The sequence below is a fragment of the Marseilla massiliensis genome (assembly GCF_023336985.1).
Lineage (GTDB): Bacteria > Bacteroidota > Bacteroidia > Bacteroidales > Bacteroidaceae > Prevotella > Prevotella intestinigallinarum.
In genome coordinates this window covers 242,199-255,999 of the sequence record NZ_JAMBLP010000004.1, presented here as the reverse complement: position 1 = coordinate 255,999, position 13,801 = coordinate 242,199, and the positions used below count along the sequence as shown (strand labels likewise).

At 55.8% G+C, this 13,801-nt stretch carries 9 protein-coding genes; 4 read left to right on the top strand and 5 right to left on the bottom strand.

What is annotated here, in order from left to right:
- The first annotated feature begins 196 nt into the window (after nucleotides 1-196).
- A complete protein-coding gene (locus M3089_RS05095) occupies nucleotides 197-1,741 on the top strand; it encodes a glycoside hydrolase family 28 protein (protein ID WP_249082160.1) in 1,545 nt (514 codons plus the stop codon).
- Between the two features lie 318 nt (nucleotides 1,742-2,059).
- On the opposite strand, the gene M3089_RS05090 is transcribed toward M3089_RS05095, so the two are convergent.
- Complete coding sequence (locus M3089_RS05090; RefSeq protein WP_249082159.1) at nucleotides 2,060-3,058, bottom strand: immunoglobulin-like domain-containing protein; 999 nt, start codon at nucleotides 3,056-3,058, stop codon at nucleotides 2,060-2,062.
- Between the two features lie 69 nt (nucleotides 3,059-3,127).
- Nucleotides 3,128-6,934 carry a hybrid sensor histidine kinase/response regulator transcription factor gene (locus M3089_RS05085; protein WP_249082155.1) on the bottom strand — a complete coding sequence of 1,269 codons (3,807 nt, stop codon included), beginning with the start codon at nucleotides 6,932-6,934 and terminating at the stop codon, nucleotides 3,128-3,130.
- Nucleotides 6,935-7,045: 111 nt separating this feature from the next.
- On the opposite strand from M3089_RS05085, the gene M3089_RS05080 reads away from it, so the two are divergent.
- From M3089_RS05080 to M3089_RS05070, 3 genes are all read left to right on the top strand, one after another.
- Entirely contained in the window at nucleotides 7,046-7,255 is a 210-nt protein-coding gene (locus M3089_RS05080; RefSeq protein WP_249082152.1) for a hypothetical protein, read from the top strand.
- 450 nt (nucleotides 7,256-7,705) lie between these two features.
- Nucleotides 7,706-8,287: a DUF4274 domain-containing protein gene (locus M3089_RS05075; RefSeq protein WP_249082149.1), complete on the top strand. Its 582-nt coding sequence runs from the start codon at nucleotides 7,706-7,708 to the stop codon at nucleotides 8,285-8,287.
- Nucleotides 8,287-8,892, top strand: a complete 606-nt coding sequence (locus M3089_RS05070) for a hypothetical protein (RefSeq protein WP_249082147.1) — start codon at nucleotides 8,287-8,289, stop codon at nucleotides 8,890-8,892. Before M3089_RS05075 ends, M3089_RS05070 begins: the two co-directional genes overlap by 1 nt.
- 114 nt (nucleotides 8,893-9,006) lie before the next feature.
- Here M3089_RS05070 and M3089_RS05065 read toward each other — a convergent pair whose 3' ends face one another.
- From M3089_RS05065 to M3089_RS05055, 3 genes are all read right to left on the bottom strand, one after another.
- Nucleotides 9,007-10,413: a glycoside hydrolase family 57 protein gene (locus M3089_RS05065; RefSeq protein ID WP_205110757.1), complete on the bottom strand. Its 1,407-nt coding sequence runs from the start codon at nucleotides 10,411-10,413 to the stop codon at nucleotides 9,007-9,009.
- Nucleotides 10,414-10,503: 90 nt separating this feature from the next.
- A complete protein-coding gene (locus M3089_RS05060) occupies nucleotides 10,504-11,772 on the bottom strand; it encodes a glycosyltransferase family 4 protein (protein WP_205110756.1) in 1,269 nt (422 codons plus the stop codon).
- Nucleotides 11,773-11,790: 18 nt separating this feature from the next.
- Entirely contained in the window at nucleotides 11,791-13,743 is a 1,953-nt protein-coding gene (locus M3089_RS05055; RefSeq protein WP_205110755.1) for a glycogen debranching enzyme N-terminal domain-containing protein, read from the bottom strand.
- Nucleotides 13,744-13,801: the final 58 nt, after the last annotated feature.

Sequence of the window (13,801 nt, the reverse complement as noted above, 5' to 3'; positions counted from 1 at the left end):
ACGGGCCATACGGCCGGGCAGTACAGGCCCTTTGGCAGGCCGATATGCCGGCTAGCGCAAACCCGTGGGGCTCAAGACGTTAGTAGAACGTACCCTGATTTGGAAAAAAGCATACATGACCTGTGCACCCGACAGGCCGTTGACATCAATGAATTAACGACTGCTGAAAACATAACAAACAAAAAAACAAAAAACAATGATGAACAGAATAACGAGAATGGTGGCTATGGCCACCGTGGGGCTGGCATCGCTGCTGACCGCCACGGCACAAAAGGCCGACGGCGCAGCCACCGCCTACAACGACTTGCCCTTTGAGATGAGGGCCGTTGCTGAACCGAAAATACCCGACTATGAAGTAAGGCTCACCGACTTCGGAGGAGTGGCCGACGGAACCACAATGAACACCGAGGCTTTCAGGAAGGCCATTGCCGCCCTGGCACAACGCGGCGGCGGACGGCTGACGGTGGCCCGAGGGGTGTGGCTCACCGGGCCCATAGAACTGAAAAGCAACACCGAGCTGCACCTTGAGGAGGGTGCCTTGGTGCTCTTCTCGCCCAACAGGGCCGACTACCCGCTCGTAGACTCTTACTTTGAAGGGGTGAGGATGCGCCGCTGCATGTCGCCGCTGACGGCCGTAAACGCAGAGAACATAGCCATCACCGGCACAGGCGTGTTCAACGGCAACGGACAGAGTTGGCGACCGGTGAAGCGCGGCAAGATGACCGATGGGCAGTGGAAGGCACTGTGCAAAGGCGGGGCACTCAACAAGAAAGGCGACGTGTGGTATCCAACGGAACAAATACGCGACATAGACGCCGACAGGGACAAATACTACCAACGGGCCTACAGCGAGAACACCGACGAGGCATGGCAGGAGCTGCACGACTATCTGAGGCCTGCCCTGCTCTCGTTCATAGGCTGCAAGAGGGTGCTGCTGGAAGACGCAACGTTTGAGAACTCACCGGCATGGAACGTACACCCGCTGATGTGCGAAGACCTGACTGTGCGCAACGTGACCATACGCAACCCGTGGTACTCGCAAAACGGCGACGGGCTCGACATCGAGTCGTGCAGCAACGTGGTGGTGACGGGCTGCTCGTTTGACGTGGGCGACGACGCCATGTGCATAAAGTCGGGACGCGACGAAGAGGGCCGCAAGCGCGCAATGCCAACCCAGAACGTGGTGATACGCGACTGCCGGGTGTACCACGGCCACGGCGGCTTCGTGATAGGCAGCGAGATGTCGGGCGGCGCACGCAACATAATGGTAGACAACTGCCTGTTCATCGGCACCGACACCGGCCTGAGATTCAAGTCGACACGAGGCCGCGGGGGCACCGTCGAGGATATATTCATACGCAACATCGGCATGGCCGACATACCCGGCGACGCCATCACCTTCGACCTGTACTACGGCGGCAAGGCCCCGCTCGAGGTTGCCAGCAAGGGCGGCAACCAGACGGCGGCACCCATACAGGCTGTCGACGAGACCACACCGAGCTTCCGCAACATAAGCGTTGAGGGAGTGACGTGCAACGGGGCCAAGCGAGCCATCTACATGAACGGGCTGCCAGAGATGCCCATCAAGGACATAAAGATAAGCCGCTCTACGTTCAAGGCGCAGGAGGGTGCAATACTCAACTATACCGACGGGCTGACTCTCGACGGCGTGAAGATAACCGCCGCCGACGGCAAGGCCATAAAGAAGTATAACAACGTGACCAACCTGACAGTAAAATAAGCGCCGGCCCGGGCATAAACAACCGCACCGGCATATAAGCAGCTGTTGAAAATCATTTATCTCTGGTATCGGTTAAGTATCAACAGCTACTTGCATAAAGAAAGCTCCTACGCGCAAGATGCCACCATTGTGGTTGCCTTTGCGCGTAGGAGCTTTCTTTATTTGTGCCATCATTTTAACCCGCACCTTACGTTAGAGGCCGAATAGATTTGGCTCGGTTGGCATGAAGAGTTGCTGCCGACAAGGAGGCTGAAGCGCCCTGGAGCATGATTGACAACCGAAAAACAACATACGGCGGCCTGACGGGCGGTTAGGAGTTCATTTGCCAGACAGAAAGAAGTCGCACATAAGCACCACCTTGTGCCCGTCGATGCTTACCTCCTTGAAGAAACGGTAGCGCCCCGGCCGGTTATTGTTGACCGTAGGATATAGTTGCCCGTAAAAAGTGTGGCTGCCGCCCGGGCCTACATTGATGCCAATGCTGTTGACCACACCGGCAGTAGGCAGCCAGTACCACCGCCCGCCGCGCTCGACGGCCATCCTGTAATCCTCGCCCGTGCCAACCGTCAGGCTGCCATGGTTGCGCAATACAAACGCAGCCCTCCGGGCATCTGCCGGGAAGCTGTCGCTCTCCGGCCGTATGCTGACGCCCAGCGTGTCGGCCACGCCGGTCACAGAGCATGGTTCACGCCCCGTGGAACCACTGAAGCGGAGCGCCGGCGAGTCATATACGTGTTTTCTGAACGCCAGTCGCGCCGCTTCGGTGTTGAGCCTCATGTGCACGTCTATGGCATGTAGCCCGACACCCCACATGTAAACATTGTCACTGACTTCGGCCGGAGCCGTTGCCATACGCTTGTTTATCGTGTCAAGCATGACGCCGAGCTCTTTTTCCGAATACACCTTTCCGCCCACCTTCTCAATGGAGAAATGGTTGCTGCCGGCCGCCTGCGAAATCTCGCGGCGCGCCCTGGCCGTGTCGCCACGCACCTGGAACACAAGCCGCTCGCCGCTAAAATGCCACCCCTCAATATAGCCGGGGCAGCGGCTGCTGCCAATGATGGCACCCACGGGTGCCCCCGCTTCGCCATAAACGCGCGTGAGCCTCTCGATGATGAGCATGCCTTCCGACTGGTCGACAGCCCCCGAGGCATTGCCATCGGATGAAGGTGGCGGCGGAACAGTCTCGCCGTAGGCCACAGCGGTGGCAGTGGTGTCGCCACGGTCTGCCGTTGCGGGCCTCACTTTTCCGGGCCTGCCACACGCAGCCACCACGACACCCAAAGCCAGCAAGGGCGATAAAATAAACTTTTTCATACCACAAAACATTTTAGTCAGGGCCATGCAACCCGGGCAGCACAGCGGCCGAGGCATGCAAGCATACCGCTACGTGTTGTCGCCCGACTCGGCCCTGTCGCGATATTCAGACGGAGTCATACCGGTTTCCTTCTTGAAGCATTTGCTGAAATACTTAGGGTCGGAGAATCCCACGGCATAAGCAATCTGCGAGAACGAATAATCGCTCTTTACAATCATCTCTTCGGCACGCAGAATCCTGATGTGCTTCACAAAGTCGACAGGTGCCATGCCTACAATGCTCTTTATCTTTCCATAGAACACCGAGCGGCTCAGATTGACGGAAGAGGCCAGGTCTTCAATCCTTATCTCCGGGTTGCTGATGTTCTCTTCGAGGTAAACCATGAGTTGCTTCATCATCTCCTTGTCGGCATCGACAATCTGCGGCGACTCCAACCTGTATGTGTCCTTGTTCTTAGGATCAAGCTGCTCTACGTATAGTTGCTGCAGCATGCGCCGCTGACTGATGATGTTCTGCACACGCATCTTGAGGTATGTGGCACTGAAAGGCTTGGTTATGTAGTCGTCGATGCCCTCGCGCAATCCCTGCAAGCGGTCGTCGAGCGACGCCTTGGCCGACAGAACAATGATTGGTATGTGGCAAATATCCTTGTTCTGCTTTATCTTGTGCACCATGGTCAGCCCGTCCATGACCGGCATCATGACGTCGGTGACAATGAAGTCGGGCATCTGCGCCTCGGCGGCCTCGAGTCCGCTCTGCCCGTTGTCGGCCTGTATCACGGTATAGTCGCTGCTGAGTATGCCCACGAGGAAAGCCCGTAGGTCGTCGTTGTCCTCGACAACGAGCAGCCTCAACGACTTCTTTGCGCTACCGGCGGCGGCATGGGGCACGGCTGTCTCGCCGCCGCTGCCGGCCATCATCACCCCGGCGTTGGTGTCGCTGATATATACGTGGTGGTCGAGATTGTAACGAAGCATCTTGTTGACCAGCTCCAGCATGCGCGAGGCATTGCGCTGCACCATCTCGAGATGCCGCCGTGCGGTGTCGGTAAGACCGCCGCCGCCCAGCACCTCGGCCACCGGGCCGCCGATAAGCGTGAGCGGCGTGCGCAGCTTATGGCCTATCTCGGTGAAGAACTTGGTCTTCATGTCGTTGAGGTCGCGCTCGAGCACGGCCTTGGCCCGCAACTTATAGATGTAGATGGCGACATATATCACCAGGCATGCCAGCACTATGTAAAGCAGCCAGGCCCACCCGGTCTCCCAGAAGGTGGGGTGAGAGTAGATAACCAGTTCGGCCACATTGTCGCTCCACACCCCATCGGCGTTGGTGCTCTTGACAAGCAGCCGGAACTTGCCTGCGGGCAACCTGTTGAACGAAGCGCTGTTGGCCGGGCCCACAAAGTTCCAGTTCTCGTCGATGCCTTCAATCTTGTAGGCATACCTCACGAGGTATTTGTCGGAGTATTCGAGCGCGGCGAAGTAGATGGTGAGGTTGCGGCTGTCGGCAGGCACGTCGAGAACGTCTTTGTTGAGGATGGAAACCATGCGGTTGGTGCTGTGGTAATGCACCCTGGTAAAGATGATGTTCGGGCAATACGAACTCTTTTTCAGGTCGGCGGAGTTGAAGCTCACGAAGCCCCCGCGGGCCGCAACGGATATGAAGTCGGTCTTTGCGTAGTGGGCGGGCTTGGCCTCTGACAGCTCCACACCGTCGCCGATGTTGCCCGGCCCGTAGCGCAACAGTTCGCCTGTGTCGAGCTTGTATCGGTCGATGCTGCTCTCGCGCATTATCCACAGGTTGCCTTTGTTGTCTTCGGCCACCGACTGCACCACGCCCTCGTCGGGCCTGGCTCCGCTCATGTCGCAGAACTTAAGGCCGTCGGCCAGCAGCTTGGGCGAAGCCACGAGCTGCAAGCCTCCGCCCATGGTGACCACAACCACCCGGCCGGAGCGCGTGATGAGCGTCTGCAGCACGTCGGGGGCCATCAGCGACGTGGTGTCGCCAACCACCTGTGGCGTGGTATAGAAGCGTATGCCCTCGGGGTGGCTGAAGCGGTCGGAGAACGTGACGAGGCCGTTGGTGGTAGAGAGTAGCATCTCGCCGCGGCCGGTGTGGGATATGCGGCGCACGCGGGCAAACTGCTGCATGGGGTATTGGGCCAGACGGTTGCGGTGGTTGATGAAGCGTATGCGGCCCTGGCTCTTGTCTACAAGGTTGATGCCACCCTCATAAGTGGCCACCCATATACGCCCCTTGCTGTCGGCATCGATGTCGTAAACGTCGTTATAGCTTATGGAATACTTGTCGGCGGCATTGGCAGTGAAATGCTCCACGTGGCCAAGGCTGTCAATGACATAGAGCCCGGTGCCCTTGGTGCCAACCCACACGCCACCGTGGCTGTCTTCGAAAAGCGAGTAGATGCGGTTGGCGAAAGCCACCGGCTCGCTGACAAGGCGGCCACCGCGCGACATGTAGCCCACAAGGCGGCGGTCGGCATCGAACAATGCCAGCTGGCCATTGTACGTGCCTGCCCATATACGCCCCTTGCTGTCGTACATCAGCGAGCGCACCTCCTGCCCCGGGAGCACGGGCGTAAGCTTGAAGTGATGATAGCGGAAGTTGACAAGGTTGACGTCGCGCGTGCCCGTGAACCACAGGTTTCCCTCTTTGTCAAACATGAACTTGTTTATCTCCGGCAAGTAGGAGTCGGTGCGGTCGGACGTCTTCAGCATATACGGCACGAGCTCGCCGGCGGCCTCATCGTAATAGCTGAATGTGCCTTCGGCCGGAACCACCCACACCGTGCCGTAGGCATCCTCGTGAACAAAAGGCTTCACGCTGGTAGTGCGGTGCAAGGGGCGGTCGGCGTCGGCCATGAGCCAGCGTGGCGACAAGTTGCGGCCGGGGAGCAACACCACGCCTCGCGATGGTGTGAAAGCCCAGATGCGGTGCTTGCGGTCGACGTAGATGGAGGTGACCTCGGACGACGGTTGCGACGGCGTCTGCACATTGAGCACCCTCATGCCGCCCCGCCTCACGTCGTAGGCCACTATGCCCACGTTGGTGGCCAGCAGCAGGTTGCCGCCGTCGAGCTGCTCGACGGCATTGATGCGCACCACGCCGTGGGGCATGGCCACAGGCTGCATGGCCCTATGCCGCGGGTCGAAGAGGAACAGACGGCCGTCGGTCGAGGCGAAATAGAGGTTGTTGCCGGCCTGTGCCATATACTCTGCCGAGAAGTACGAACGCATCCTGGCACCGGCCATGGCCACGCCGCGGTCGGAAAAAATCCACTCGCGCCCCTGCCCGTCGAGCTCAACCTTGCTCAGGAGGTTGCTCGGCAGGGTGCCGTTGTCGACGCTGAACTGCTCTATGCCGGCCCCGGTTGAGATGAGACTGTCGCTCACACGGTAGCACGCCGAGGCGTCGTTGCTAATAAGCCACGTATGGCCATTGGCCAAAGGATAGATGCTGCGCACGGGCACATCATGGCCGAAACGCTCGCGTATCATGGCCGTCACGTCGATGAAACGGTTGGCCTGGGTGTCGAACAGGTAAACATGGCGGTCGGACGTGCCGCACCATATATCGCCCTTCGCCCCCGGCTTGATGAGCATAATCCTGTTGGTGGACAGCACCATGCCTTGCTCGGCCGAATTACGGAACGTGGCAAAGCGATAGCCATCGTAATAACAAAGCCCGTTCCACGTAGACATCCACATAAGACCGTCGGGAGTCTGCATGAAACCGGATATGATATTGGCAGCAAGCCCGTCGCGGATGGTAAACGTGCGCACATCGCAATACGGCTGTGCAATGGCGCGGATGGAACACAGCACAGCTGCCATAATGATTATGAAACGGTATCTCATCTTTTAAAACAAATTCATAGCAACATTGCAAAATTACGAAAAAAGCATCAGAATACGCAAGCACACGCCGTCAAATTTACCAAAACAACGAAACAACAGACGACACAATGCATGAAGGCAAAAGACCGACGGAGCGGCATGAAACCCATGGACGGCCACGGAAAGCAACAGCCGGGGCTGCAACACAGACGGAGAAAAACACGAGAAACAGACCGGCAAGCAACGGCTAACGGCACCGGCAACGGCACAAGACTGCAAACAGTAGAAAAAAATCCCATGGCAATCGATGAAATAAATGCTCACAATGGCATTGGGAAATGAAAATTAATACGTATCTTTGCCAAATGCAACATTCAAGCAAGACAGACGGCCAAAGGCCGCTGACGACCAAATGCCTGCCGGCAACGGGCACCGGAAAAAAGGAAGCTACGGGCAGCCGGCCTTGGATGAACTGCACATAGGAATGGCCATGGGCTGTGTTGGCCAAAACCGCAATAGGCGGAACAAGTGATGACAATATGCAGACGGCGGCGCGGAAACGCTGACCGCCCCCGGCACCTGCGGTTTTCTGCAGGCCGTGGGCGGGCTGGATGAGACTGCAAGAGCCGCACGGGCAATGGCCGGCACCGCGCTTCGGAGGCCACTGCAAGAAACGACGCAGGATTTAATGATATTGACGGGAAGCCTGACAACAAGGCATGAAACCACAAGCAGCCTGGCCAACGAAAGGGCACAAGGCGCTGCATGAACTAACCAAAGAGAAAGAGACCTATGACTTTATTGAAGAAAATCTTAGACAAAAACTACGTGTGGGGCGACGAGCGCATAGGGGAAGACGCATACGAAGAGCTGCTGGCCGACATCATCATCGACTATCTTAAGCGGCACGGGCCCGAATGCAGGGAGATGCTGGCACGGGGTTGGCGCCTTGACAACCCGCCCAAAGTGATAAAATGGATTGCACAACAGCCAGACACCGACCGCGGAACGATACTGAGGCTGTACTGGATGATGGACCCCGGATACGGAAAGCAATTCGCCACCATAGATGAATGTGCCGAAGGACACAGGTGGTATGTGGAAGAATATGACATAATTAAGACCATTGAACGCAACTATGCTGAAGGGTTCTACCGCAACGAGAGATATGCCTTCGACCCGGGCAACGACGGCTGCAAGCAGGGATACGACTGGACAAAGACGCTCGAAGGATATACGATGAAGGATGACATACCTCAGGAAATGTTCATACCGACCAATGGAACGGTGGCAGACACCAAGGGATGGGCCGACGGAGTGCCGCCTGAACTGAAAGAAACCATATCACGACTTGAAGAACTTATTGACGACTGATGGACAAAGAAAACATTATCAAGCACTATTGCGCCAAGGCCGAAAGGGCAGTGAGGCGCATGAGCCGGAAAGGGATTGGCGACATTTACGCCATTTCGTTCTGGAAAGACAACGTGGATGACGACCCGCGACGCCCTGTGGTGACAATCGGATACAACACGGTTTCGCACGCGGAAGCCCAAAAACAAAACGCAAGCAACGCCATGGAGGCTAAGTGGAACTACGCTTACTGGATGCAAGACGACACGGGCACGCTGGGTGGAAACGACACTATGCTCAGGCTTTACTTTAAAGACGAGGGCTTGTTCTACACCCTGCACGAACTGAACAAGGCCGAAAAGCAGGAAGAAAACGGCAACCCGGAGGGATACAGGATGATTGAAGAGAAAGACAGACGAATGCAGGAGGCATTCATGGACATTGTCATCGAGGTGGCCAACAGGCTGCACCGCAACGAAACGATAACCCGGGCCTTGGGCAGGGACCTGCCGGTAATAATCCACGAACTGGAATACTACGACCAGCCTGTGGGATGGACAGCCAAGGCCAACCCCACCCCGCTGGTGGCAGAGTTCATGGAATGGTACAGAAGCTTTGCCAAATGAGGGCTGAAGGCTTGGCGCAAGCCTATATGAAAGAGAGGCGATGGCATGATGCCCATCGCCTCTCTGCATGTAGATACCGACGCAACGGCCTAAACACAACGGCCAAGCGCCATGTCACTTGGATTCAGTCTTTGCATCGGCAGCCTTTGCCGTGGCCTTGCGCGTTGTGGCTTTCTTGGCGGCGGCAGCCTTCTCTACCTTTGCCTTGAGCTTGTCTTCGGTTGCCTGCATCTTCTCAATCTTGGCCTTGAGACGTATGATTTCCTTGTCTTTCATCTCAATCTCGTCGCCTTGGTTCTTGATGGTGGTGAGCAGACCGTTGAGTTCCTCGTTGTCTATATCCTCGGGATAAAGACTGTTGACACGGTTGAGGAAGTCGCCGAGGATGTTCATGTAATTGGTAAACGCGTCGAACGCGCTGCTGTAAATGCCGCGGTCAAGCCCCACACTGGCCGGTTTCGTGGTCATGAAACGGAAGTTGTTGCTTGCCTGCAGGTAATCCCAGTCTTGGCAGATGCGCGGGTTGTTGGCTATGCGCACACGGTCGGCCACACTGTACAGCTTGTTGAATGCGTCACGCTGCATGGCGTTGCCGAGCCAACAGCTTACGTCGCGCTCCTCGTCAACCCACGAAAGCGTGTCAGGCACGTCAAGGCTGCCCACGCTCTTCACCGACGAGCATATCTCCGACGGCGTTGAGAACGTGATGTCCTTGGCCCGGGCGCAAGCCGGCAGGGCCTTGATGAACTCAAGGATGTTTGACGACAGCGGCTGGGCAATGCCCAGGGCAGACAGCTCCATGAATATGTTGATGATGCGCTCTTCCTCCGGGAAAGCCGCAATGCGGTTGATATAGTTGTCGGCAAACAGCGGATAGCGATCCCACTCACTGTTGTTGAAGCGCAACGAAATGTCGTCGCTCAGCTCTACGTCACGAAGCAATAGCTTGAGGTTTGGGGCTATATTGCAATTGTAGACATAATGGGGCGACTTCCAGCCAAGCACGTGCTTGGCACCCTCGGTGAGCATTCCCTTGAATCCCATGGCGGCCACCTGGCCTCCGATGTCGTCGCTGTAGATTAGCGAAGAGTTGCGCAACACCGTCGGTTTCTTGCCGAAATACTCTTCAATCTTCACGCACTGCTTCTTTACATCGTTGGCAAACGTATCTTCGTTGGCCAGTGATGAAAGTCCGTGAGAATATGGCTCGGCAAGGAATTCCACGCACCCTGTGTCGTTCAACTCCTGCAACTTCTCGAGCACTTGGGGCGCATGCATCTCAAGTTGCTCCATGCCGACACCCGAAAGCGAGAACGCCACCTTGAAATAATTGCCGTTGCTCTTTATCATGTCGAGCAACGTGTTGAGCGCAGGCATGTACGAGCGGTTGGCAATGTCGTTTATGCTGCGCTCGTTTTCAAAGTCATCGTAATAATAATGGTCTACACCTATGTCAAAGAAACGATACCTCTTGAGGTGGATTATCTGGTGAATCTCAAAATAAAGACATATTGTTTTCATAATGCTTTTGTTTGTTTTGGTGGGCCGTCATCACTCCACCGTAAGTTGATTATGTGTTGTTTAAGCTCTATAGTTACTTGGTAGTGGCCGTTAGCGCCATCCGAGCGTACGCTCGTAGAGTTCCCTTATCCACGCTCCGACCTTAATCCATGTTATCTGGTCAACCTCCTTCTTGCCCTCATCCTGCAGATAATGGAACAGGCTGTCGTTGGAGCATATAGAGTAAATGGCGTCGGCCAGGGCATGAATATCCCAATAGTCCACCTTGATGCAGTTGTGAAGGATTTCAGCGCAGCCGCTCTGCCATGATATTATAGACGGAGTGCCGCACTGCATGGCCTCAAGCGGCGATATGCCGAAGGGCTCGCTGACAGACGGCATGACATAGACGTCAGACCCCTTAAGGCATTCATACACTTCCTTGCCGCGCATGAAGCCCGGGAAATGGAACCTGTCTGATATGCCCCTTTCGGCCGCAAGGTAAATCATAGAGTCCATCATGTCGCCCGACCCGGCCATGCAGAAGCGCACGTTGTGGGTTCGGTGGAGCACCATGTTGGCAGCCTCGACGAAATATTCGGGCCCCTTCTGCATTGTGATTCTCCCGAGGAACGTCACCACGCGCTCGCCACCGCTATGGTCCGGGCGCGGTATGTCGGCATATTCTGGCTTCAAGGGATAAACGGCATTGTGCACCGTGAAACACTTGCGCGGGTCTTGGTGATACTGGTTGATGACTGTCTGGCGTGTCAGTTCGCTCACGCACATAATGCAGTCGGCCCAGTCCATGCCGTTCTTCTCGATGGAATAAACAGTGGGATTCACCTTTCCGCGGCTGCGGTCGAAGTCAGTGGCGTGCACATGTATGCACAGAGGCTTGCCGCTAACCTGCTTGGCGTGGATGCCGGCAGGGTAAGTCAGCCAGTCGTGCGCATGTATAATGTCAAACTCCTCGGCCCTGGCCACCACTCCGGCGATGATGGAATAGTTGTTGATTTCCTCATGGAGGTTGCCGGGATAGCCCCCTGCAAACTCCATGCAGCCCAGGTCGTTGACGTTCATATAGTTGAAGTCAGCGTATATATGGTCGCGCAGCTTATAGTAAAGGTCGGGCGACATAATGTTGCCCACGCGGTTTTTAACATAGTCATAGTCTACATCACGCCAAGCAATGGGCACCGCATTCATAGCAATGATGCGCGCCGCGTGCTGCGACTCATCACCAAAAGGATGTGGCAGGCACAGGGTTATGTCCACATCGCCCTGAGCATGCAAGCCTTCAGATATCCCAAAGTTAGCAGTGGCAAGCCCACCGAACACATGAGGGGGATATTCCCATCCAAACATTAACACTTTCATAGTCTTAGCTCTCCCCTGTTATTTCTGATAGGTATAATTCTCCAATAACTTCAATGTGCGCAGTATCTCGGCCACGTTCATGGCGAACGACATTCCGCCACGGCCATGGAAAGGCGGGTTTCCATCGAACAACTCGGATATGGTGCCCAGTGTATGGTAGTTCATCTCATCCTCATAGCCAACCATCTGGCGCTCGATGAAACTGAGACGCGTGCGCTTGTACAGCTTCAGGCTGGCCTCCATGTAAAATCCTCCGAGCCATGGCCATGCCGTACCCTGATGGTAAGCATAGTCGCGCTGTGCCTGTGGGCCGACATACATCGGGTTGTATCCGCCGCTCTTGGGCGACAGAGAGCGCAGCCCCTTCGGCGTCAGCAGTTCGCGTGTGCACATGTCAAGCACGCTCTTCTTCTGGTCAAGGGACAACGGCGAGAAGTCGAGCGCCACAGCAAATATCATGTTTGGCCTGACACTCCAATCCATGTTGCCTCCATCGACATAATCCAACAGATAGCCATATTCGTTGAGGAAGGTGTCGACGAACGACTTGCGGCACAGTTCCGCCCGTGCTTCCAGCCTCTGTGCAGCATCTTGCTCACCGCACTCTGAAGCCATGACGGCACAGAACTTAAGCGCATTGAACCACAGGGCATTGAACTCAACGATGTAACCCGTGCGTGGCACCACCGGACGACCGTTGGCAGTGGAGTTCATCCATGTCACCGGCTTCTCTCTGCCGTCACTGTAAACGAGCCCGTTGTCGTCGAGCCTGAGGTTCGGGTGCTTGTTGCCTATGATGTAATCGACAATCTTCTTGAGCAGCTTGCCGTACATCTGCCAGCACTTGGCGTTACCCACTTGCTTGGCGTACTGCTGTATCGACCACACAGCCCAGAGCAGCACGTCGGGCTGGTCTATCTCATATATGCTTACGGATAGCGGTTTGCCGTCCATAAACTCGCACAGGCCACGCTCTGCGGTCTTCATCACCATCTCGAAATAATCCTGCTCGTCGATGGCAAGGGTGAGCCCGGGCAACGATATGAACGTATCGCGTGCGCGGCACTTGAACCACGGGTAGCCGGCCAGGATGTATCTGTCTTTGCCGTCTTTCTCCCTCTTGTGGAACTGATGCGCGGCATTGACCAGGCAATGGAAGAAGTTGTCGCGCGGCGTGCGCTCCTCCACCTCTTTTTCGAACAACGACTTCAGCCCGCTGGTATGTATGGGTGAAGTCGATCCGGAGAACACGATGCTCTCGCCTTTCTTGATGTTCATCTCGAAGTAACCTGGCACGTAGAGGTCTTCATTCGAGGCGTAGCCGCGCTCTTGCTCCTTGGTATACTCCACACCGCGGTACCAGTCGGGGCAGAACACAAACTCGTTTTTCTTGCTGAACTGCATGTACAGATCCGGATAACCGGCATACATGCAGGTACGTATGCCATTGTCCACCTCGTGGTATTCGCGGCTGGCCACAGAGTTCTCGTGCGTAAACTGCCGCACGCTGCGGAAAGCCAGGAACGGGCGGAAGCGCAATGTCGTCTCCGAATGCGCATCAAGCAACGTATAACGGATAAGGATGCGGTCCTCGTAATGCTGGAACACAACCTCCTTCTTCAGCAACACCCCTCCGACTCGGTAGACCGTGGTTGGCACTTTATCGCAGTAGAACTCACGGATGTACTTATGCCCTGTCGGACTGTAGTTGTTGCCTTGATACTTATGGAGGCCGAGGTTGAACTCTGCGCCGTGTTGCATCACCGTGGCATCCAAAGATGAAAGAAGCACATGGTTGTCATCATCCAGCTCTGGCACCGGAACGACAAGCAACCCGTGATACTTCCGCGTATTGCAGTCCACGATGGTAGAGCACGAATATGCTCCCGAGCGATTCGTCCGTAGCAGCTCTTTGCGGAGAGACTCCTCCAGGTTAGTCATTACAGTTTTTTCAAATCGTAAATAACTCATAGTCCATGTATTAAGGTTTTTAATTATCGTTAGTATCCATAGCAGCGCCACCGGTGGC